This window comes from Streptomyces sp. NPDC091387 (assembly GCF_044756945.1).
Taxonomy (GTDB): Bacteria; Actinomycetota; Actinomycetes; order Streptomycetales; family Streptomycetaceae; genus Streptomyces.
This window is the reverse complement of the sequence record NZ_JBIVTZ010000019.1, coordinates 76,950-97,615: the sequence shown is the minus strand read 5'-3', so window position 1 is coordinate 97,615 and position 20,666 is coordinate 76,950. Positions and strand designations below refer to the sequence as shown.

Sequence of the window (20,666 nt, the reverse complement as noted above, 5' to 3'; positions counted from 1 at the left end):
AGATCCAGGACGCGGAGCGTGTTGTGGCGGATTCATGACGTTCGTACACCCCCCGCTTTCTTACGGATGGGGGGCGTACGGCCATTACCCTTTCGATTGGCCCCCCGCCCGACCACTCCGGAACGCGAGATTCATGACCGGCACAGACGATGTCCTGCTTGTCCACGGCGGAACCCCGCTGGAGGGCGAGATCCGCGTCCGAGGCGCCAAGAACCTGGTGCCGAAGGCAATGGTCGCCGCGCTGCTCGGCAGCGGGCCCAGCCGACTCCGCAACGTGCCCGACATCCGCGATGTGCGGGTGGTCCGCGGGCTCCTCCAGCTGCACGGCGTGACGGTCCGTCCGGGTGACGAACCGGGCGAGCTGATCCTCGACCCCACGCACGTCGAGAGCGCGAACGTCGCCGACATCGACGCCCACGCGGGCTCGTCGCGCATCCCGATCCTCTTCTGCGGCCCGCTGCTGCACCGGCTGGGCCACGCGTTCATCCCGGGGCTCGGCGGCTGCGACATCGGCGGCCGGCCGATCGACTTCCACTTCGACGTGCTGCGCCAGTTCGGCGCGACGATCGAGAAGCGGGCGGACGGCCAGTACCTGGAGGCCCCGCAGCGGCTGCGCGGCACCAAGATCCGGCTGCCGTACCCGTCGGTGGGCTCCACCGAGCAGGTGCTGCTGACGGCCGTGCTCGCCGAGGGCGTCACCGAGCTGTCCAACGCGGCCGTGGAGCCGGAGATCGAGGACCTCATCTGCGTACTGCAGAAGATGGGCGCGATCATCTCCCTGGACACCGACCGGACGATCCGGATCACCGGTGTCGACCGTCTCGACGGCTACACGCACCGCGCGATCCCGGACCGCCTGGAGGCCGCCTCCTGGGCGTCCGCGGCGCTGGCGACCGAGGGCAACATCTACGTCCACGGGGCGCAGCAGCGCTCGATGATGACGTTCCTGAACACCTTCCGCCGGGTCGGCGGCGCCTTCGAGATCGACGACGAGGGCATCCGCTTCTGGCACCCGGGCGGCGCGCTGAACGCCATCGCGCTGGAGACGGACGTGCACCCCGGCTTCCAGACCGACTGGCAGCAGCCGCTGGTCGTGGCGCTGACGCAGGCCGCGGGCCTGTCGATCGTCCACGAGACGGTGTACGAGTCCCGGCTGGGCTTCACCTCTGCGCTCAACCAGATGGGTGCGCACATCCAGCTCTACCGCGAGTGCCTGGGCGGCTCCGACTGCCGCTTCGGGCAGCGCAACTTCCTGCACTCCGCGGTCGTCTCCGGGCCGACGAAGCTCCAGGGCGCGGATCTGGTCATCCCGGACCTGCGCGGCGGTTTCTCGTACCTGATCGCCGCTCTGGCGGCGCAGGGGACGTCCCGGGTGCACGGGATCGACCTGATCAACCGCGGCTACGAGAACTTCATGGACAAGCTGGAGAAGCTCGGCGCGAAGGTGGAGCTGCCGGGCGGTTCACTCGTCTGATCCGCCGGCCTGACACATATCGGGGCCGGTTCCCGGAGGCGCTCGCCTCCGGGAACCGGCCCCGATATGTGTCCGGGGAGCCGATGCTCAGAGGCGTTTGCAGTTGTTCACGGCGCCCTTGCCGCCGCAGGCCCGAGACGAGTGACGCGGCGGCCCCGATCGCCAGGTGGCGCAGTGCGGTCCTGGCGCCGGATGCGCAGCGTGGCGTGTCCGGACACGGTTCCCCCGAATGCCGGTACGTCAGCGAGCGACGGCCCCTGGCCGCGGCCGGGGGCTCGATGCAGGGCGTCGTCCTCCACGCCGGTGGCCCGGAATCAGCCGGTGTGCCTCGGGAAGGCACAGAACGGCCCCTCTGCGGCCCGCACGCCGAAGGGCGGCCACCCTTGGTGGGGTGACCGCCCTTCGTGGTGCCAGGGGGTGTTACTTACCCTTGGCGGCTTCCTTGAGCTTCGAGCCCGCGGAGACCTTCACGCTGTAGCCGGCGGGGATGTTGATCGGGTCGCCGGTCTGCGGGTTACGCGCGGTCCGAGCGGCACGGTGGGTGCGCTCGAAGGTCAGGAAACCGGGGATGGTGACCTTCTCGTCGCCCTTGGCGACGATCTCACCGACGGTCTCGGCGAGCGCGGCCAGCACGGCGTCGGCGTCCTTGCGAGTCACCTCGGCGCGGTCGGCCAGGGCGGCCACCAGCTCACTGCGGTTCATTTTGTTACTCCCGTGTTCTTCTTGCCTGTGAGGCGTGAGATCGAAGCCGATGCTGCCAGGGCCCTCGGACAGTCCCCGGACTCGGGTCCGTGTGAGAACCCTCGCGCCCCGTGGGGTCTCCCCCGGACGAAGTCCTTGGGAAAGCATCCTGCCCCCACCTGCGGCGGGAAAGCCAATCCGGCACCCTCCGGAGTCACACGAAAAGCGCCACTGCCTCGTCGTGGTGACGTTCCGTCGACTCCCCGGAAACGGTCCGCAGCGGGTGCGGGGCTCCGCGGGACGCATCGCCCGCTCACCCTAAAGGGGCGTTTGGGGCGCCGCGACCCGCGACGCGCCGGACATCAGACGGACGTGGGACCCGTCACAGCCGCGCCGGCCGCCTTGGCGGCGTCCCGGACCGCTCCGGCGACCGCTCCCGCGACCTTGTCGTTGAAGACCGACGGGATGATGTAGTTCGCGTTCACCTCGTCCTCGGCGACGACATCGGCGAGGGCGTGCGCGGCGGCGAGCATCATCTCCGTGTTGACGGTCCGGGACTGGGCGTCCAGGAGTCCGCGGAAGACTCCGGGGAAGACCAGGACGTTGTTGATCTGGTTGGGGAAGTCGGAGCGGCCGGTGGCCACGACCGCCGCCGTCTCGCGGGCGACCGCGGGGTCGACCTCGGGGTCCGGGTTCGCGAGCGCGAACACGATCGCACCGTCCGCCATGGCCGCGACATCGGTCCCGTCCAGCACGTTCGGGGCCGAGACGCCGATGAAGACGTCGGCGCCCACGACAGCCTGCTTGAGGGTGCCGGTGACGGACTCCGGGTTGGTGTTGTCGGCGATCCAGCGCAGCGGCGAGTCGGGCGCGGCGGAGACGAGGTCCTCGCGGCCCGAGTGCACCACGCCGTGGATGTCGGCGACGACCGCGTGCTTGACGCCCGCGGCGATGAGGAGCTTCAGGATGGCCGTACCGGCCGCCCCGGCTCCGGACATGACGACCCGCACGTCCCCGATGGCCTTGCCCACCACGCGCAGCGCGTTGGTCAGCGAGGCCAGGACGACGATGGCGGTGCCGTGCTGGTCGTCGTGGAAGACGGGGATGTCCAGGGCCTCGCGCAGCCGGGCCTCGATCTCGAAGCAGCGCGGCGCGGAGATGTCCTCCAGGTTGATGCCCGCGAAGCCCGGTGCGATCGCCTTGACGATCGCGACGATCTCGTCGGTGTTCTGGGTGTCCAGGCAGATCGGCCAGGCGTCGATGCCGGCGAACCGCTTGAAGAGGGCCGCCTTGCCCTCCATCACCGGGAGGGCGGCCATCGGGCCGATGTTGCCGAGGCCGAGCACCGCGGAACCGTCCGTCACGACTGCGACGGAGTTGCGCTTGATGGTGAGGCGGCGGGCGTCCTCGGGGTTCTCGGCGATCGCCATGCAGACCCGGGCCACACCGGGGGTGTAGATCATCGAGAGGTCGTCACGGTTGCGGATGGGGTGCTTCGACTGCATCTCGATCTTGCCGCCGAGGTGCATCAGGAACGTACGGTCGGACACCTTGCCGAGGACGACGCCCTCGATGTCGCGCAGGCCTTCGACGATCTCGTCGGCGTGCGACGTGGAGGAGGCCGCGATCGTGACGTCGATCCGAAGCTTGTCGTGGCCGGAGGCGGTCACGTCGAGGCCGGTGACCGAACCACCGGAGGACTCCACGGCCGTGGTGAGCTGGGAGACCGCTGTGCCGCTCGCGGGCACCTCCAGCCTGACCGTCATCGAGTACGAGACGCTGGGCGCCGTTGCCATGGCCGAGTCCTTCGCTTTCCTTAGCTTCATTGCTACGCGGCCGGGTCCGTCAACGAGAACAGGCCCGCACACGCATTCAGATATTCGCACCTACCGGTGGGTAGCCGGTAATGACTGCCACACTTCGGAAAGTGTTTTCCACCATACGAGATATGGGGGCTCCAGCGGAACCCCCGACGGGCTCACATCTCACCCTGCACCCCGCCGCTTCCGGGGCCGCGTCCGGGCCCGTGAAACAGAAACAGACCCGCGCCACCGGGAGGTGGCGCGGGTCTGTCTTCTGCGGTTGAGCGGCACCGGCCCGCCATGCTCGCCTCGCGGCAAGTGGTCGCTCGAAGCGACTAAGGTTGGGCCCGGGGGCTTGGATCGAGCCGATGCCGACTCCAGGCTAACAAACACCCCGGAGAAGTGATTCCCGCAGCGCGTGTTGACCCCGAAAAGGCTCCTCGGCCCGCGGCCCCGGCGGCGGGCGTCAGTCCCTCAGCAGGTCCGGCACCCCGTCCTCGTCGGGCAGGTCCCGCTCCCCCGACACGACCGTGAGCTGCTGCGTGGCCCGAGTCAACGCGACGTACAGCACCCGCAGCCCCGCCGGGGACTCGTCCGCGATCTCCGCGGGCGAGACGACCACCGTGGCGTCGTACTCCAGGCCCTTCGCCTCCAGGCTGCCCAGCGCGACCACCCGTTCGCCGAGCTCCGCGAGCCACTTGCGGGCCTGGGCCCGCCGGTTCATCGCGACGACGACACCGACCGTGCCGTCCACCTCACCGAGCAGCCGCCGCGCCTCCTCACGCACGGTCGCGGCCAGATCGCCGTCCCGTACGGTCTCGAAGCGCGGCCGGACGCCCGTGGACCGGACGGCCGCCGGTGACTCCATGCCGGGCATCGCGAGCGCGAGGACCTTGGCGGCGAGTTCGGCGATCTCCGCCGGGTTGCGGTAGTTGACGGTCAGGGTGAACCGGCGGCGCGGGCGGTTGCCGAGCGCCTCGTCGCGCGCCGCGGCCGCCTCGTCCGGGTCGGACCAGGAGGACTGCGCCGCGTCCCCGACGATCGTCCAGGTGGCGTGCCGGCCGCGGCGGCCGACCATCCGCCACTGCATGGGCGTGAGGTCCTGCGCCTCGTCGACGATGACGTGCGCGTACTCCGTGCGCTCCGCCGCGAGCCGTTCGGCCCGCTCCCACTGCGTCTCCTCCCGCTGCGGCATCAGCTCCTCCAGACCGGTGAGGTGGCCCAGCGGGTCGAACTCGCGTGTGCGCTTCGGCCGGTTCGGGGTGCCGATCAGGTGCTGCAACTCGTCCAGCATCGCCACGTCGTGGACGGACAGCGGCCCCTGCCCCGCGCTGTCGAGGCGCTTCAGGGAGCGTGCGAGCCGGCGCACCTCGCCCTGGTTGAGGATCCGGCGCGCCCACCGGGCGAGCCGCTTCTCGTCGGCCATCGCGGCGAGCACCCCGCGCGGGGTGAGCTCGGGCCACCAGGCGTTCAGGAACTGGATGAACGGCGTCTCGGTGGAGACGTCCTCGTCGAACGACGAGCGCAGTTCGGCGGCCAGCTCCTGATCGGTGTAGCGGCCCCGGCCGGACGACCTGCTCCACAGCGCGTCCAGCAGCAGTTTGCGGGCGCGCGGGCGCAGCAGGTTGACCGGTGCGGTACCGCTGAGGACGTTGTTCCGGATGCGCCGGAGCTCGTCCTCGTTCAGCTCGACGCGGGCGCCGAAGGCCACCACCCGCAGCCTGGTGGGCGTGGCGGCCTCCCGCGGGGCCTCCTCGGGCTCCCCGAACGCCAGCTGGCCGTCGTCCCCGGCGGCCGGCCGGGCCATGGGCTGTTCCAGCGCCCCGCGGGCCGCCTTGCGCAGCACGTGGAGGATCCGGGACGAGCCCTTGATCCGGGCGACGGCCGGTTCGTCGTAGGTGGTGGCGCCCGCCGTGCCCGCCGCCTCGTCCGACAGCGAGCCGACCGCACGGATCGCGACCTGGCCCTCCTCACCGAGCGAGGGCAGCACCCCTTCGGTGTACGCGACCAGCAGCGGGGTCGGCGAGACGACGAGGATGCCGCCCGCGTACCGCCGCCGGTCCTGGTAGAGCAGGTACGCGGCACGGTGCAGGGCGACCGCGGTCTTGCCGGTGCCGGGACCGCCGGAGACCTCGGTGACCGAGGCGGCGGGCGCCCGGATCACCAGGTCCTGCTCGGCCTGGATGGAGGAGACGATGTCCCGCATGGTGTGGCTGCGGGCCTGCCCGAGCGCCGCCATCAGCGCTCCGTCCCCGATGACGGGGAGCTTCTCGCCCCCCAGGTAGGCGGTCAGCTCGGGACGCATCAGGTCGTCCTCGACCCCGAGGACCCTGCGGCCCTTGGAGCGGATGACCCGGCGGCGTACCACCCTGCCCGGTTCCTTCGGCGTCGACCGGTAGAAGGGCGCGGCGGCCGGCGCCCGCCAGTCGATGACCAGGGGCGCGTAGTCGGAGTCGAGGACCCCGATCCGGCCGATGTGCAGTGTCTCCGCGATGTCGGCGGTGCTGTCCTTCCGTACTGCGTCGTCGGCCGGCTCCACGGAGGTGAACGCGCCGTCGGGGCCGCGCTCGCCGTCCTTGCCGAGCAGCAGGTCGATCCTTCCGAAGAGGAAGTCCTCGAACTCGCTGTTCAGCCGGTTGAGGTGGACTCCGGCCCGGAACACCTGGGCGTCGCGCTCGGCGAGCGCCCCCGGTGTCCCGACCTGGCCGCGTTTCACGGCATCAGTCATGAGAAATTCCGCCTCGTGGATCTTCTCCTCGAGGCGGCGGTACACATGGTCGAGATGTTCCTGCTCGACACCGATTTCCCGGTCCCGCAACGAATCGACAGCGGCATCCTGCGCGGCCACTGAGACCCCCTTCTGACGTGCATTGGGCAGCCGTCAACCCTATGCGACGCGGGGCCCGTCGCGCACCTGCCACGAGCATGTGATCTCGCCGGCCGGAACAGCGGCCCGTCCCCGGACCCGGCGGGCCGGGCCGGAGCACCTACCCGCCGACTCTCACCAGCCGTTTCCCGTCGAACGTACGCACCTCGAAGTGGTCGATGTCGCTCCGGGCCATCGCCGCCCCGCCGCGGACGTAGAGCGGGTACGCGGCGCCGGGGTACGTGGAGCCCTCGATGCCGTAGCCCCACTTCGGTACGGACCAGGACGTGACGACCTCCTCCTCGCCCGTCCTGGAGACGGCGACCAGCCGGCACTTCCGCGGGCCCGTCACGTTCTTCAGCTCCAGCACCGTGTCGGTGCCCCAGGCCTTCGGCCCCATGCCGATCGTGGCGTCGACCCCGGTGACGGGGTCGGTGGCCCGTACCTTCTCCGTCAGGTCGCGGAAGTGGGCGTCCCCGGCCGGTCCGGCGGGCCGCGGGTCCGTCGCCCGCGCCGGGGGCCGGTCGCCGCCGGTGGCCGTCACGGCGAGCAGCGGGCCGCCGATGATCAGGGCCGCTGCCGCCGCGATCAGATATCTGCCCCGCCGGGTGCGCCGGGCCCGCCCGGCCACGACCTCGTCGACCAGTTCCCCGAGCATCCGTGGCGGGGGCGTGCGGGCGCCGGGCACCCCGGTCGGTGACTCGGCGAGCAGCGCGAGCAGCGGCTCCAGGCCGGCGAACTCGTCGAGACGCTCGCCGCAGCGGGCGCAGCCGGCCAGGTGCGCCTCGAAGGCGGTGGCCTCCGCGTCGTCCAGGATCCCCAGGGCGTACGCGCCCACGGCATCGTGCCCGGCCCCCTCGCCGGGGCCGGAAGGTCCGGTAGGTCCGGCGGGGTCGCGGGAGGGGTCTGCCGGGCGGCGCCCGGAGGGCTCCCCCTCGTCGTCGCTCATGCCGTGATCCCCCTCTCCTCGAGTACGAGCTTCATCGAGCGCAGTGCGTAGAAGACCCGCGACCGCACCGTGCCGCTGGGGATGCCGAGCGCCTCGGCCGCCTCGTCGACCGTGCGGCCCCTGAAGTAGGTCTCGACCAGCGCTTCCCGGTGGGCGGGGGTCAGGTCGCCGAGGGCCTCCGAGAGCGTCATCAGCCACAGCGCCCTGTCGATCTCGTCCTTGGCGGGAATGACCTCCAGCGGTGACGGCTCGACCTCGTGCGGCCGGGACCGGCGGCTGCGGTGGCCGTCGATGACGATGCGCCGGGCCACCGTCACCAGCCAGGGCCGGACGGAACCGGTCGCGCCGCCCAGTGAGCCGGCGTTCTTCCAGGCCCGGATGAGCGTCTCCTGCACCACGTCCTCCGCGCGCTGCCGGTCACCGGCGACGAGGCGGAGCACGTAGGCGATCAGCGGTCCGGCGTGCTCGCGGTAGAGCGCCCGCATCAGCTCCTCGTCGGGAACGGCGGAGGGGGACGGCGGCGGCTCACCGCGCTGCCGGGCCCCGCGCGGACGGTCATCGGCCACGGCGGCATCCTCGCGCACCCGCACCTCCCGGTCGAGACCCTGTCGAGCTCCTTGACCATCGGTACGGGGATGCGGGCCGATCCACTCAGTCCGGGCCAGGATTCTTCACGGCGGGGGCTCGGCAGGGGTTCCGCGGTCACGGCCTCGTGGGCCGGCCCGCGGCCGGGTCCGCGTTGCGCCGCCGGTGCCGGGCGACCCGTTCGCGGTTCCCGCACACCTCGCTGGAGCACCAGCGCCGGCGCCGCCCGCGCGAGGTGTCCAGGTAGATCCGGCGGCAGTTGTCGCCCTGGCAGCGGCGCAGCCCGCCCAGGGCCGCCGGGTCGGTGAGGAGCTCCACGGCGTCGCGTGCCACGGTGGCGAGCAGCGCCCGGCAGTCGGGTTCGGTACTGAGTCCGCGCACCAAGGCGCCGTTCCCGGTGCGCACGGCGCGCACGGCGGGCGGGGCTCCCGCGGCGAGGGCGTTGACGCGCTCCAGGGCGCCCTCGGCCCCGCGGCCGCCGAGCTGGGCGGTCAGCAGCCGGTCGACGGCGGTCCTCAACTGGCGGAAGAGCACGAGCCAGTTGTGGTCCACGGTGGCGAGCCGGGTGTTCTGCGGTACGGCCCCGGAGGCCACCAGCCAGTGGGCGAGCCGCTCGGGCCGGTCCAGCGGATCGGGGGCGTCGGCGCTGCCCGCTCCCGTCGCCACCAGGTCGAGACAGAGCCGCCCGGCGTCGAACCGCCAGTCGCACGAGCCCTTGCGCGTTGCCATGCGCATGCCACCGCCTTGGGTCCGGCCGACGTCCACACCAGAGTGCCCCTCCCGGACCCGGCCCGTAACCCCTGCCGCCGCGCGGACCCGGCAGCCGGGCTCTCAGACCCCGCGCCCGGCCGGCTGCCCGGTCAACGGGCCGTCGTGCAGGATGCGCTGGAAGAGGCGGTGATCGCGCCACTCCCCGTCGATGTGCATATAGCCCGGGGCCGTGCCGTACTGCTCGAAGCCGCACTTGGTGAGCACCCGCTGCGACGCCACGTTGTCCAGGACCGTTCCCGCCTCGACCCGGTGCAGCCGCAGCTCGTCCCGGGCCAGCTCGCAGATCCTGCGCACCGCGGCGGTGGCCAGCCCGCGGCCCGCGTACTCGACGTCCACCCAGTAGCCGAGCGTGGCGCTGCGGAAGGAGCCGAGCACGACGGCGTTGAGGTGGAACCCGCCGATCGCCCGGTCCTCCCCGTCCACCAGCGACCAGGGCATCACGCGCCCCGCCTCGCGTTCCACCAGCAGTCCGGCCACCCGCTCACGCTGCCCCTGCTCGGTGTAGAAGGCGTCGGGCCGCCGGGGTTCCCAGGGGCTCATGTACCTACGGCTGCGGGTCATCGATGCGGCGAGGGAGGCGGCGTCGGCCTCGGTGACGGGACGGAGCCGTATCTCCGCGTCGAGCCGGTGGGTGTCATTGACCATCCCCGCACGGTATCCCGGCGGTCCCGGACGCCCCTTGGACGCCCGCGTAGGGAGCTGCGCGCCTGGGCGATGGGGCCGGGACGGCCCCGCCACCTCACTGGAGCCATGACATCCAGCCAGGCCCACCGGCCGCACCCCGCCCTCCGCCACCTCGTGCTCGGTGGCGCCGCCGTCGCCACCGGCCTCGTCGCGGGCACGTTCCACGTCTTCGCCTGCGCGGTCGTGCCCGCGCTCGGCCGCAGCGGCGACCGGACCTTCATCGAGGTCATGCGGAACATCAACGACGTCATGACGTCATGACGTCATGGAGAATCCGGTGTTCTTCGCCGGCTCCTGGAACGCGGTACGGGCAGTCCTGTGCACCGCCGCGCTCGCCCTCCTCCTGCGGGCCTCCTGCCTGATGGAACGGCAGCTCCCTCAGGAATCCGCGTACGTGGCGTCGGACGCCGGGTCCAGGGCCAGCCGGTAACCGCGCTTGACGACCGTCTGGACGATCCGGGGCACGCCGAGCGCGGTACGCAGCCGGGCCATGGCCGTCTCGACCGCGTGCTCGTCCGTACCGCTGCCGGGCAGGGCGCGCAGCAGATCTGCGCGGGCCACCACCCAGCCCGGCCTGCGCGCCAGGGCGTGCAGCAGGGCCATCCCGGCCGGCGGCACCGGGCACAGTTCGTCGTCGACCAGGACCGCGTGGCCGCGGATCTCGACCCGGTGCCCGGCGACCGGCAACGCAGGTACCCGGGTCGGCAGTTCACGGCAGAGCACCTGGACGAGCGGGCCGAGCCGGAAGCGCTCCGGCTGGATGGTGTCGAGCCCGTGGGCCTGCAACGGCAGCGCGGTGACCGGTCCGACGCAGGCCGACACGACGTCGTCCCGCAGGGCGCCCAGGAGTTCGGGGAGCATGCCGCGCTCCCCGGCGCGGCGCAGCAGCGAGGCGGCGGCCGGGGCGCTGGTGAAGGTGAGCGCGTCCAGGCCGCGGGCGGCGGTGAGGTCGAGGAGCCGGTCGAGCGGGCCGATGTCCTCGGGCGGCATCCAGCGGTAGACCGGGACGCCGATGACCTCGGCGCCGGCCGCCCGCAGCGAGTCCACGAAGCCGGGGAGCGGTTCGCCGTGCAGCTGGAGGGCGATGCGGCGGCCCTCCACGCCCTCCGCCAGGAGCCGTTCCAGCACTTCCGCCATGGACTCGGAGGCGGGTGACCACGCCTCGGTCAGCCCGGCGGCCCGGACCGCGCCCTTGACCTTGGGGCCGCGGGCCAGCAGTTCGGCGCCGCCCAGCAGGTCCAGCAGCCGGGCACCGACGCCCCAGCCGTCGGCGGCCTCGATCCAGCCCCGGAAGCCGATCGCGGTAGTGGCGATGACCACGTCGGGGGCGCTGTCGAGGAGTTCCTCCGTGGCGGCCAGGAGTTCGCTGTCGTCGGCGAGCGGCACGATCCGCAGGGCGGGCGCGTGCACGACGACGGCGCCCCGGCGCCGCAGCAGCGCGGCGAGTTCGTCCGCCCGGCGCGCGGCGGTGACGCCGACCGTGAAACCCGCGAGGGGCCCGTGCTGTTCGTCGTCGTGCATGGTCTACCCGGCTCTCGTCCCGCTGCTGCTCGGTGGTGCGGAGGACCGACCCTGTCAACGATGCGTGACAGGCTCGGTTCGCCCGTATTTCCCGCCCGTTACGTCACCCGGCACCGTGCGGCCATCATCCCACCTCGGCCTGGTTGAGCTGGGGCTTCACCGGGGCCGTCGCGGGGCGGCGAAGGTATACCGCCCGGGTGGGTACGGGACACGAGGAGCGCGGTGAGCGACTCCATGCCGGAGGCGTGGACCACGGCGTCCGGACCGAGAAACCGATGTGCTCGGGGAGGGCGGAGAACCACAGATTCCATGAGGTGGCCGGTGGGCGACCTCGCTCTCACCGGGCCGGTGCCGGCCCGGTGAGGGCGGTCATCGCGGGCGCGGTCCCGGCGGCCGGGCCGGTTCCGGTTCCGGTTCCGGTGCGCGGCGTCCGGCGGCCCGCTTCCCGGTCCGCCTCGGTTCGCCGTTGGGCCAGAGCCGGGGCCGCCGTTTCGCCGCCACGTCCTCGACCCAGCCGACCGCGACGATCATCACCCCTATCAGGGGCCAGATCAGGATCAGCACGAGCACGTCGTACGAGGCGTCGATGTACGTACCGAGGTGGTCACCGAACCACGGGATGTTCCACAGCTGGTCGATGATCGGCATCGTCGCCATGAGCAGCATGTTGTGCCAGAGGTAGATCGTCACGGCCCGGTTGTTGGCGAGGGTGATCGGGCTGTCGAAGCCGGCCAGCCGGCCCGGCAGTTCCTTCCACGAGGGCGCGTACTGGAGCAGGATCGCGCAGAAGCCCAGGGACCAGGTGGCCTGGGCGAGCGGGATCTCGTCGAGGTTCCAGCCCTCGTCGGTGAGGTGCCCGGACGCCCACCAGAGGCCGAAGGCCATGACGACCGCGGCCGTGGAGACCGAGAGGTAGCGCGGGATCCTTTGCAGCAGCCCGTCGTTGTGGGCGAAGCCCAGGATCCAGCAGGAGCCGAACGTGCCGAAGTCGACGAGCGCCTCGCCCGTCGACCCGGGAACGGTCACCAGACCGGTGCCGATGACGGCGGTGAGGCCGATCGGCGCGAGCATCGTCGCCCACGGCAGCCGGCGGAACGCCTTCAGCAGCAGCGGGGAGGCCAGGACGAACCAGAGGTAGGCGCGGATGTACCAGAGCGGGCCCACCGCCTGCTCGGCCCACGACTGCTCCAGGAACCCGCCCTCGGAGCCGCTCTCCCAGGGGAACGGCGGCGAGCCGACCGGCAGGATGTAGCAGCCCAGCTTCAGGAACCACCAGATGCCCTCCTCCCGCACCGGCTTGAGGCCCATCACGAACATCATCGGTACGACGAGGGCGGCGAACGCCCACATCGGCGGCAGCAGTCTGCGCAGCCGGCCGCGCAGGACGCTCCAGGCGGGCCGGGCCAGCGACCGGGCCATCAGGGAGCCGGCCAGGGCGAACATCACGCCCATGGACGGGAACAGGATGGTCAGCCAGGCCCAGCCGAACAGGTGGAAGACGACGACGCGGACCAGCGCGACGGCTCGGAGCAGGTCGAGGTAGCGGTCGCGGCCGCCCGCCCGCGGCGCGGCGGCCGCCTGCTCCTTCGCGGGGGCGGGCACCGCCGCCCCGGTCACGGGGGGCAGCGGGTGGCGGACGTCGGCGGGCGGGTACTGCCCCTGTCCGGCGGGCACCCACTGCTGCTGCACCGGGAACGGCACCGTGTGCGGCTCCCCGGGCGGCTGCTGCGGGTACGCCGAGGGGTGGCTCGGGTGGGTCATGCGACGGGCCTCCGGTCATTGCTGCTGCCGCGCCGCTGGCTCGGCATCGAGCCGGGCGCCTCCACGGCTCCGGTGCGGCGCAGCTTCTGCCACCGCAGCCGGCCGCCGGTGAGAGCGGTGATCCAGGACTGGAGCAGCACCACGTACATGAGCTGCCGGTAGAGGATCTGCTGGAGGGGCAGCGAGATCAGATACGTCATGCGTTCCCGGTCGAGCCGGAAGGCGTACGCGGCACAGACGGCCTGCACCGCGAGGACGCCGAGCCAGGCGATGACCGTCTTCTGGGTGGGGCCGAAGACGAGTCCGTACAGCAGGAAGACGTCGATGAGGGGCGCGAGCAGCGGGGCGACGACCATGAAGAGGGCGACGAACGGCAGCCCGACGCGTCCGAAGCGGCCGGAAGGGCCGCGCTCGACGACCGCGCGGCGGTGCTTCCAGATGGCCTGCATCGTGCCGTACGACCACCGGTAGCGCTGCGACCACAGCTGCTGCACGGACTCCGGAGCCTCGGTCCAGGCGCGGGCGTTCTCCGCGTAGACGACGCGCCAGCCGTCCCGGTGCAGGGCCATCGTGACGTCGGTGTCCTCGGCGAGGGTGTCCTCGCTCATGCCGCCGATCCGCTCCAGCGCGTCGCGGCGGAACGCTCCGACCGCGCCGGGGATGGTGGGCATGCAGCGCAGCAGGTCGTACATCCTGCGGTCGAGGTTGAAGCCCATCACGTACTCGATGTGCTGCCAGGCACCGATCATCGAGTCCCGGTTGCCGACCTTGGCGTTGCCCGCGACGGCCCCGACCCGGGGGTCGGCGAAGGGCTGCACGAGCTCGCGGACGGTGGCCGGTTCGAAGACCGTGTCGCCGTCCATCATCACGATGATGTCGTGGCGGGCGTGCGCGATGCCGTTGTTGAGGGCCGCGGGCTTCCCGGCGTTGCGCTGGCGCACCACCCGTACGTTCGGCAGCCGCATCGCCTCGACGATGTTCGCGGTGCCGTCCGTGGAGCCGTCGTCGATCACGATGACCTCGACCGGATAGTCGCTTGCCACCAGGGAGCGCACTGTGTTGGCGATGCACTCGCGTTCGTTGTACGCCGGCACCAGGACGGTCACCGGGCGGGTGACCGGTTCGCCCCAGCTGAAGTCCCGTTTCCGGACCCGGCGCGCGTGCACGAAGGAGAGCAGCAGCATCAGCCCGAAGCGGGTGATGACGAGCACCCCGATGACGGCGAGACCGGCCGCCATCACATCGGTGATGTGCTCCGAGACAGCGACGGCGTGGACGAACGCCTTGCCCTTCCAGAGCGCGAGCCCGGTGACCGGGGTGTGCGCGCTGGGGGCGCCGAGGGCGGTGGTGAGGTTGGTGAACTCGTAGCCCCCGTCCTGCATCGTGGGCAGGAAGCGGTCGAGCGCGGCCACGGACTGGGACCGGTCACCACCGGAGTCGTGCATCAGGACGACGGCGCCCCTGCCGTGCTTCGGTGTGGCGTTCTCGATGATGGTGCGGACACCGGGGCGCTTCCAGTCCTCGCTGTCGGTGTTGTTGACGACGGTGAGGTAGCCGCGGCCGCCGATGTACTGGGTGACCGGCCAGGACTTGTCGTCCATGGCGTCGGCGAACGAGGAGTACGGCGGGCGGAAGAGCGACGTACGGATTCCGGCCGCGCCCGCCAGCACCAGCTGGTTCTGCGAGAGCTCCCAGTCGATGCGGGCGTCGGACTGGTAGGAGAGGTCGGGGTGGTTGAAGGTGTGCAGCCCGACCTCGTGCCCCTCGTCGACCATGCGCTTCACCAGCTCCGGATAGCGCGAGGCCATGGTGCCGGTGACGAAGAAGACGGCGTGCGCGTCGTACTCCTTGAGCTTGTCGAGCACGCGCGGGGTCCACACCGGGTCGGGGCCGTCGTCGAAGGTCAGCACGATGCGGTGATCGGGGATGCGCAGGGTCTTGGCGGGCTCGGCCGCGCTGCGCGCGTCGATGACCGGTCCGCCTTCGAGGACCTGCTGAGGCACCTGGTCGGTGGCCGCCGGTGGCTGGATCCGGTGGTCGGCGAGGATTTCGCTGTGCACGTAGCCGCGCAGCATCAGCATGGCGAGCAGGGCGACGAGGAGCAGGAACGGCAGCAGATAGCGCATGGGGAGCCTGCGCCGACGGGCCTGCTTCTTGCGGTTGTGCCTGCCCCGCGTAACGGGGGTGGTCATCTACTTGGCGCCTTCTTGCTCTTGCACAGGAGGTTCCGGAGGCTCGACGGGCGGTGTCGTGGTGTCCGGCGGCGGCGTCTCCGGGACGACGGGCGGGGTCACGGTGCCGGTGGGCGGGGCGGAGACCGGAGGGTCGGCGGTCGGCGCGGTGCCACCACCGCCGCTGATCTCGGTCCGGTCCGCGGCCGGTACGACGGCGGACGGTGCCGAGGAGCCGGCGCCGGGCGCGGAGGAACCGGCGGCGGCGGAGCTGCCCGGTACCACCGGGGCGCTGCTCCCGTTCACCGGGGCGGACGGCGAGGAGCCGACCGACGCACCGGGTGTCACCAGGGCGCCCGCGCTCTCGCCGGGCGCCGGGGACACCCGCACCTCTTCCGCCTTCTTGTGCTCGTCCTGGCCGGAAAGCGGCAGGAACGGAGCGCTGGAGTTGCCGCCGAGGACGGCGCCGACGAGCGTCACCGCGAAGCAGACGCAGACCGCCGCGATCACCCAGCCGAACCGCCGGAGCGTCTTGCTCCGCCGTCCGCTCTCGTCGACGAAAACAGGGCCGTCGGAGCCTTCCGGAGCGCCGGGTTCCGGTAGCAGCTCGGAGAGCTGCCGTCCCAGACCGTCGAGTTGGATGGTGACTTCGTTCGGCTCGTGTGTGTGCCCCGCATGGGCACCTTCACGCCAAGTTTCCACTGTTGTACGCACTTCCCCCACTCAGGATCGAGTGCGCGCACATGACCGGTTGTGTATCGCCGGACCGGGCCCCCACCCTGTCCAAGCGCCCCCTACCACAGCGCACCCGGACGACGAATGTAGCGCACGCCGAGGACGCTCCGACCCTACTGTCCGGTGTTGTTCATCATGAGACATACATCTGTTCCGACTGGCGGTACGACCACCACCCCGGGCGCCAGGCGCGCGCTCCCACGCGCCCCCTCACGGTCGGCCATCGGGGCAGAAAAAACGAGGACCCCGTTGCCAGCGGCAACGGGGTCCTCGTTCACATGGGAATTGTGGAGATGGCGGGAATCGAACCCGCGTCCAACGGTGCGGAATCAGGGCTTCTCCGAGTGCAGTTCGCTGCGCTTTTCTCGGCCCCGGAGGTCACGCGAACAAGCCTCCGACAGGCCCAGCCACTGTTTGATTTCCTTCAGGGCCCCGTGACCGGGCCTAGAAGTTTAGATCCCTGAATGATGCCAGGATCCGGGTCGGGATCACCCCCGGGCTGACACTCCGCAGAGTCTTCGCTTAGCTGCTAATTAGGCAGCGAGGGCGAAGGCGGAGGAATCGCGCTTGGAATTGGCGATTATTGGTTGCGACATATGGTTAACGAGATCATTGCCGCTTCCTCGACTCGCTTCCCCTGCTTCGACATCCGCTGTCGAAACCGATCATCCCCATGTTGATTTTTCAAAGGTGGTACACACCCCGTGGGGTGCAGTGCCATCGTACGTGACCAACGCACGCCGATGCCAGCGTATTCCTGGCGGACCGGCCGCCGGCCGGTCCCCGCGGGTCCGGTCAGGCGCTCCGCTGGCGCCGGCGGGCCGCCGAGACCGCCCGGTTCGTCTCCCTGGTGTCCTGCTTCTCGCGCAGCGTCTGCCGCTTGTCGTACTCCTTCTTGCCCTTCGCCAGCGCGATCTCGACCTTGACCCGCCCGTTGAGGAAGTACAGCGCGAGCGGCACGATCGTGTGCCCGCTCTCCTGCGCCTTCGACTCCAGCTTGTCGATCTCGGCCCGGTGCATCAGCAGCTTGCGCTTGCGCTTGGCCGAGTGGTTGGTCCAGGTGCCCTGGACGTACTCCGGGACGTGGATGTTGTGCAGCCACGCCTCGCCGCCGTCGATCTGCACGAAGCCGTCCACCAGCGAGGCCCGGCCCATGCGCAGTGATTTGACCTCGGTGCCCATCAGCGCGAGGCCGCACTCATAGGTGTCGAGGATGGTGTAGTCGTGACGCGCCTTCTTGTTCTGCGCGATGATCTTGCGCCCGGTGTCCTTTTCCTTAGCCATAGTGCGGCCATTTTCGCACTACGACCCACCCCCGAGGCCACTCAATACCGTCTCGGCCCGCTGCTGGGCCCGCGAGCTCACCGCGAGGTCGGGCGTGATGCCCCGGTCGTCGACGCTCCGGCCCGCCGGAGTCCGGTAGTGGCCCACGGTCAGCTCGGCCACCGAGCCGCCCGCGAGCTTGCTCGGCATCTGGACGGAACCCTTGCCGAAGGTGCGCGAACCGACCGTGACCGCGCGCCCCCGGTCCTGGAGGGCGCCGGTCAGCAGCTCGGCCGCGCTCATCGTGCCGCCGTCGATGAGGACGACGACGGGGCGCACGGTGTCGCCCCCGCCGTCCGCGTACAGGGCGCGCTGCTCCCCGTGCACGTCATAGGTGGCGACCAGACCGCCGTCCAGGAAGGCGGAGGCCGCGGTGACGGCCTCGGTGACCAGCCCGCCGGAGTTGCCGCGCAGGTCCAGCAGCACACCGGCGCCCGCCGGTGCCTCCCGGACGGCGTCACGGACCTCGGCGCCCGAACCCTTGGTGAACGCGCCGACCTCGATCAGTACGGCCGCGGAGGGATCGGCACGGTCCGGTCCGAGCCGGCGCACGGTGACGGCCTCGGTGGTGAGGCGGGCCCGGTGCAGCGTCTCGGTCAGGTCGGCGGAACCCCGCTGCACCCCCAGGACGACGGCGCTCCCCGCGGCCGCGCCGGTACGGTCGCCGCGCAGCAGGGCCACCACGTCGGAGACCGGGCGGCGGTCGACCCGGCGGCCGTCGACCGTGCGGATCAGGTCGCCCGCGCGGATACCGGCCCGGTCGGCGGGGCTGCCCGGCTGGATCCGGGCGACCGCGACCAGCCCGTCGGCCGAGCGTCTCGCGGCGATCCCGACGCCCGTGTACGAGCCGTCGAGGGCCTGCTCGAACTCCTGGTACTCCCGCTCGTCGTACACCGCGCCCCAGCGGTCCCCGCTGCGGCTGACGACCTCCTCGGCCGCCTCGGTACCGGACTTGCCGTCCGCCACGGCGTCGGCGGCGGCCTCGGCCACCGCGTCCCGGTCCGCGGAGGAGGCGACGGACCGGGTCCTCGTCTCCTGAGTCCGCCCTTCGCCGCGCGGCAGCGCCCCGGTGGCGGCTCCGGTGGCGAGAACGCTCGCGAAGACCAATGTCAGGGCCGCCCCGCGACAGAGTCCGCGGGGCCCGACACGACGTACGGGGCCAGACATGGCGTTGAGTCTAGGACAACGCCTCCCCGGCGCGCGGCCGGTTGGCCGCGCGCCTCAGGAGGTGATCGTCATACCTTGAGGTACTTGCGCAGCGCGAAGAGAGCGGCGACCGCGGGCATCAGCAGACCGATCGCCAGGACCAGCGGGAGCTTGGTGAGGACCGCGTCATAGCCGATGAAGTCGATCAGATTCAGCTTGTCCTGGAGCGCCAGGCCGCCGTCGACCAGGAAGTAGCGGCCGGCCAGCAGCATGACGCAGGCCAGTACGCCGCCGATGAGACCGGCGAACGCGGCCTCCATGATGAACGGCATCTGGATGTAGAAGCCGGAGGCGCCGACGAGCCGCATGATGCCCGTCTCGCGCCGTCGGCTGAACGCGGACACCCGGACGGTGTTCACGATCAGCATCAGCGCGATGACCAGCATCAGCGCCATCACGAAGAGCGCCGCGACGTTCATGCCGTTCATCAGCCCGAAGAGGTTGTCCAGGATGCTTCTCTGGTCCTGGACCGACTGCACCCCGTTGCGGCCCGCGAAGGCGGTGGCGACGACCTTGTACTTGGTCGGGTCGTGGAGTTTGACGCGGAACGACTCCGGCATCTGGTCCGGCGTGATGTTGCCGGCCATCGGAGAGTCGCCGAACTCCTCCTGGTAGTGCTTGTACGCCTCGTCGGACGACTCGTACGTCACCGTCTCGACGACGTCCATCTTCCTGAGATCGCCCTCGATCTCCTTCTTCTGCTCCCCGGTGACCGCACCCTTGGCGCACTGGACCACCGTCTCCGAATCCCCCTTGCCACAGAGGTAGATGGAGACGTTGACCTTGTCGTACCAGTAGTCCTTCATCGTGCTGACCTGCTCGCGCATGAGCAGCGCGCCACCGAACAGGGCGAGCGAGAGGGCGACGGAGACGACGACGGCGAAGGTCATCGTGAGGTTGCGACGGAGGCCGACGCCGATCTCCGACAGGACGAACTGGGCGCGCATGGCGTCCTTTCAGTGCTGGGTGCTCAGTGCTGGTAGCCGTAGACGCCGCGCGCCTGGTCGCGTACGAGACGGCCCTGCTCGAGCTCGATGACGCGTTTGCGCATCTGGTCGACGATGTTCTGGTCGTGGGTCGCCATGATCACGGTGGTCCCGGTCCGGTTGATCCGGTCCAGGAGCTTCATGATGCCGACCGAGGTCTGCGGGTCGAGGTTGCCGGTCGGCTCGTCCGCGATCAGCAGCATGGGCCGGTTCACGAAGGCCCGCGCGATCGCCACGCGCTGCTGCTCACCGCCGGAGAGCTCACCGGGCATGCGGTCCTCCTTGCCGCCGAGGCCGACGAGGTCGAGGACCTGCGGAACGGCCTTGCGGATCTCACCGCGCGGCTTGCCGATCACTTCCTGGGCGAACGCCACGTTCTCCGCGACGGTCTTGTTGGGAAGCAGCCGGAAGTCCTGGAAGACGGTGCCCAGCTGGCGGCGCATGTGCGGCACCTTCCAGTTGGACATGCGCGCGAGGTCCTTGCCCAGGACATGGACCATGCCCTGGCTGGCGCGCTCCTCACGGAGGATGAGTCGCATGAAGGTGGACTTGCCGGAGCCGGAGGAGCCCACCAGGAAGACGAACTCGCCCTTCTCGATATCGAGAGACACATCCCGTAGAGCGGGACGGCTCTGCTTCGGGTAGGTCTTGGAGACGTTGTCGAATCGGATCACGGATGCACCACGGTCGGCCGGGAGTAGGTGAGCGTGACCATACGCGAACCGGACTGACGCGTGCAGGCGCGCGTACCGGGATGGGTGATTTATGGCGGAACGCAAGCGGGAGCGAACCGGGAGCTTCCGTGACCTGTCCGGCGGGCCGCGCCGAAATCCTCGCGAGCTGGCACAGTGGTAGGGGGAACGGTCGCGTTTCCGTGAGCGTTGTGCGGAGTGAGGGCTTGTGCGGCTCCGCCGCGCGGGAGGAGGAAAGCGCATGACCTACGACCGATTGGTGTGCGCGAACTGTGCGGCGCCCGTGGCCGAGGGGCGCTGCCCCGTGTGCCGGGCCAGCCGCGCGCGACTGGAGCAGCAGGAACAGGAGCAGGGCCCCTTCGGCGGGATGAACCCGATGATGCTGATCGCCCTGCTGGTGGTGCTGCTGTGCGCGCTGGCACTGCTCGCCCACCAGGCGGCGTGACCGAGCGGAGTCAC

At 71.0% G+C, this 20,666-nt stretch carries 18 protein-coding genes and 1 other RNA gene; 3 read left to right on the top strand and 16 right to left on the bottom strand.

Annotation, left to right across the window (positions count from 1 at the left end):
* Positions 1-133: 133 nt before the first annotated feature.
* Entirely contained in the window at positions 134-1,474 is a 1,341-nt protein-coding gene (gene murA, locus ACIQM0_RS32240; RefSeq protein ID WP_327337128.1) for a UDP-N-acetylglucosamine 1-carboxyvinyltransferase, read from the top strand.
* 420 nt (positions 1,475-1,894) lie between these two features.
* Here murA and ACIQM0_RS32235 read toward each other — a convergent pair whose 3' ends face one another.
* The 7 genes from ACIQM0_RS32235 to ACIQM0_RS32205 form a co-directional block, all read right to left on the bottom strand.
* A complete protein-coding gene (locus tag ACIQM0_RS32235; protein WP_003968811.1) occupies positions 1,895-2,176 on the bottom strand; it encodes an HU family DNA-binding protein in 282 nt (93 codons plus the stop codon).
* Between the two features lie 341 nt (positions 2,177-2,517).
* Positions 2,518-3,951, bottom strand: a complete 1,434-nt coding sequence (locus tag ACIQM0_RS32230; protein ID WP_363030633.1) for an NAD-dependent malic enzyme — start codon at positions 3,949-3,951, stop codon at positions 2,518-2,520.
* Between the two features lie 472 nt (positions 3,952-4,423).
* Positions 4,424-6,730 carry a HelD family protein gene (locus ACIQM0_RS32225; RefSeq protein WP_401293605.1) on the bottom strand — a complete coding sequence of 769 codons (2,307 nt, stop codon included), beginning with the start codon at positions 6,728-6,730 and terminating at the stop codon, positions 4,424-4,426.
* A 214-nt stretch (positions 6,731-6,944) separates the two neighbouring features.
* Positions 6,945-7,772: a zf-HC2 domain-containing protein gene (locus ACIQM0_RS32220; RefSeq protein WP_401293524.1), complete on the bottom strand. Its 828-nt coding sequence runs from the start codon at positions 7,770-7,772 to the stop codon at positions 6,945-6,947.
* Positions 7,769-8,362, bottom strand: a complete 594-nt coding sequence (locus ACIQM0_RS32215; RefSeq protein WP_363030630.1) for a sigma-70 family RNA polymerase sigma factor — start codon at positions 8,360-8,362, stop codon at positions 7,769-7,771. Before ACIQM0_RS32215 ends, ACIQM0_RS32220 begins: the two co-directional genes overlap by 4 nt.
* A gap of 112 nt (positions 8,363-8,474) precedes the next feature.
* On the bottom strand, positions 8,475-9,086 hold the full coding sequence (locus ACIQM0_RS32210; protein WP_363030635.1) for an ABATE domain-containing protein: 612 nt from the start codon (positions 9,084-9,086) through the stop codon (positions 8,475-8,477).
* A 102-nt stretch (positions 9,087-9,188) separates the two neighbouring features.
* Entirely contained in the window at positions 9,189-9,773 is a 585-nt protein-coding gene (locus ACIQM0_RS32205; RefSeq protein ID WP_401293520.1) for a GNAT family N-acetyltransferase, read from the bottom strand.
* A 105-nt stretch (positions 9,774-9,878) separates the two neighbouring features.
* Between ACIQM0_RS32205 and ACIQM0_RS32200 the strand changes: the two genes are divergently transcribed.
* Positions 9,879-10,073 carry a hypothetical protein gene (locus ACIQM0_RS32200; protein WP_401293517.1) on the top strand — a complete coding sequence of 65 codons (195 nt, stop codon included), beginning with the start codon at positions 9,879-9,881 and terminating at the stop codon, positions 10,071-10,073.
* Between the two features lie 117 nt (positions 10,074-10,190).
* On the opposite strand, the gene ACIQM0_RS32195 is transcribed toward ACIQM0_RS32200, so the two are convergent.
* From ACIQM0_RS32195 to ftsE, 9 genes are all read right to left on the bottom strand, one after another.
* Complete coding sequence (locus ACIQM0_RS32195; protein ID WP_401293514.1) at positions 10,191-11,333, bottom strand: uroporphyrinogen-III synthase; 1,143 nt, start codon at positions 11,331-11,333, stop codon at positions 10,191-10,193.
* A 369-nt stretch (positions 11,334-11,702) separates the two neighbouring features.
* Positions 11,703-13,094 carry an acyltransferase gene (locus ACIQM0_RS32190; protein ID WP_401293511.1) on the bottom strand — a complete coding sequence of 464 codons (1,392 nt, stop codon included), beginning with the start codon at positions 13,092-13,094 and terminating at the stop codon, positions 11,703-11,705.
* Entirely contained in the window at positions 13,091-15,286 is a 2,196-nt protein-coding gene (locus tag ACIQM0_RS32185) for a glycosyltransferase (RefSeq protein WP_401293509.1), read from the bottom strand. Before ACIQM0_RS32185 ends, ACIQM0_RS32190 begins: the two co-directional genes overlap by 4 nt.
* Complete coding sequence (locus tag ACIQM0_RS32180; protein ID WP_401293507.1) at positions 15,287-15,967, bottom strand: hypothetical protein; 681 nt, start codon at positions 15,965-15,967, stop codon at positions 15,287-15,289.
* Between the two features lie 318 nt (positions 15,968-16,285).
* Positions 16,286-16,673, bottom strand: a transfer-messenger RNA (tmRNA) gene (ssrA, locus tag ACIQM0_RS32175).
* A gap of 122 nt (positions 16,674-16,795) precedes the next feature.
* Positions 16,796-17,284 carry an SsrA-binding protein SmpB gene (gene smpB / locus ACIQM0_RS32170; RefSeq protein ID WP_123471409.1) on the bottom strand — a complete coding sequence of 163 codons (489 nt, stop codon included), beginning with the start codon at positions 17,282-17,284 and terminating at the stop codon, positions 16,796-16,798.
* 18 nt (positions 17,285-17,302) lie between these two features.
* Positions 17,303-18,490 (bottom strand): S41 family peptidase, encoded by a 1,188-nt coding sequence (locus tag ACIQM0_RS32165; protein WP_401293500.1) that lies wholly within the window; start codon positions 18,488-18,490, stop codon positions 17,303-17,305.
* Positions 18,491-18,558: 68 nt separating this feature from the next.
* Positions 18,559-19,476, bottom strand: coding sequence for a permease-like cell division protein FtsX (ftsX, locus tag ACIQM0_RS32160; protein WP_401293497.1), 918 nt, complete (start codon positions 19,474-19,476; stop codon positions 18,559-18,561).
* Positions 19,477-19,499: 23 nt separating this feature from the next.
* Positions 19,500-20,189 carry a cell division ATP-binding protein FtsE gene (gene ftsE / locus ACIQM0_RS32155; RefSeq protein ID WP_024489199.1) on the bottom strand — a complete coding sequence of 230 codons (690 nt, stop codon included), beginning with the start codon at positions 20,187-20,189 and terminating at the stop codon, positions 19,500-19,502.
* Positions 20,190-20,448: 259 nt separating this feature from the next.
* Here ftsE and ACIQM0_RS32150 point away from each other — a divergent pair, with 259 nt between their 5' ends.
* The gene (locus tag ACIQM0_RS32150) at positions 20,449-20,652 is read left to right on the top strand and encodes a hypothetical protein (protein ID WP_363030616.1); all 204 of its coding nucleotides are present in this window, start codon (positions 20,449-20,451) and stop codon (positions 20,650-20,652) included.
* The last annotated feature ends 14 nt before the right edge of the window (positions 20,653-20,666 follow it).

Coding starts and splice junctions, on each gene's coding strand:
- ftsX (WP_401293497.1), bottom strand. CDS start 19,476: ATGCGCGCCCAGTTCGTCCTGTCGGAGATCGGCGTCGGCCTCCGTCGC.
- ACIQM0_RS32165 (WP_401293500.1), bottom strand. CDS start 18,490: ATGTCTGGCCCCGTACGTCGTGTCGGGCCCCGCGGACTCTGTCGCGGG.
- ACIQM0_RS32150 (WP_363030616.1), top strand. CDS start 20,449: ATGACCTACGACCGATTGGTGTGCGCGAACTGTGCGGCGCCCGTGGCC.
- ACIQM0_RS32210 (WP_363030635.1), bottom strand. CDS start 9,086: ATGGCAACGCGCAAGGGCTCGTGCGACTGGCGGTTCGACGCCGGGCGG.
- ACIQM0_RS32190 (WP_401293511.1), bottom strand. CDS start 13,094: ATGACCCACCCGAGCCACCCCTCGGCGTACCCGCAGCAGCCGCCCGGG.
- smpB (WP_123471409.1), bottom strand. CDS start 17,284: ATGGCTAAGGAAAAGGACACCGGGCGCAAGATCATCGCGCAGAACAAG.
- ACIQM0_RS32230 (WP_363030633.1), bottom strand. CDS start 3,951: ATGGCAACGGCGCCCAGCGTCTCGTACTCGATGACGGTCAGGCTGGAG.
- ACIQM0_RS32235 (WP_003968811.1), bottom strand. CDS start 2,176: ATGAACCGCAGTGAGCTGGTGGCCGCCCTGGCCGACCGCGCCGAGGTG.
- ACIQM0_RS32205 (WP_401293520.1), bottom strand. CDS start 9,773: ATGGTCAATGACACCCACCGGCTCGACGCGGAGATACGGCTCCGTCCC.
- murA (WP_327337128.1), top strand. CDS start 134: ATGACCGGCACAGACGATGTCCTGCTTGTCCACGGCGGAACCCCGCTG.
- ACIQM0_RS32200 (WP_401293517.1), top strand. CDS start 9,879: ATGACATCCAGCCAGGCCCACCGGCCGCACCCCGCCCTCCGCCACCTC.
- ACIQM0_RS32185 (WP_401293509.1), bottom strand. CDS start 15,286: ATGACCACCCCCGTTACGCGGGGCAGGCACAACCGCAAGAAGCAGGCC.
- ACIQM0_RS32195 (WP_401293514.1), bottom strand. CDS start 11,333: ATGCACGACGACGAACAGCACGGGCCCCTCGCGGGTTTCACGGTCGGC.
- ACIQM0_RS32220 (WP_401293524.1), bottom strand. CDS start 7,772: ATGAGCGACGACGAGGGGGAGCCCTCCGGGCGCCGCCCGGCAGACCCC.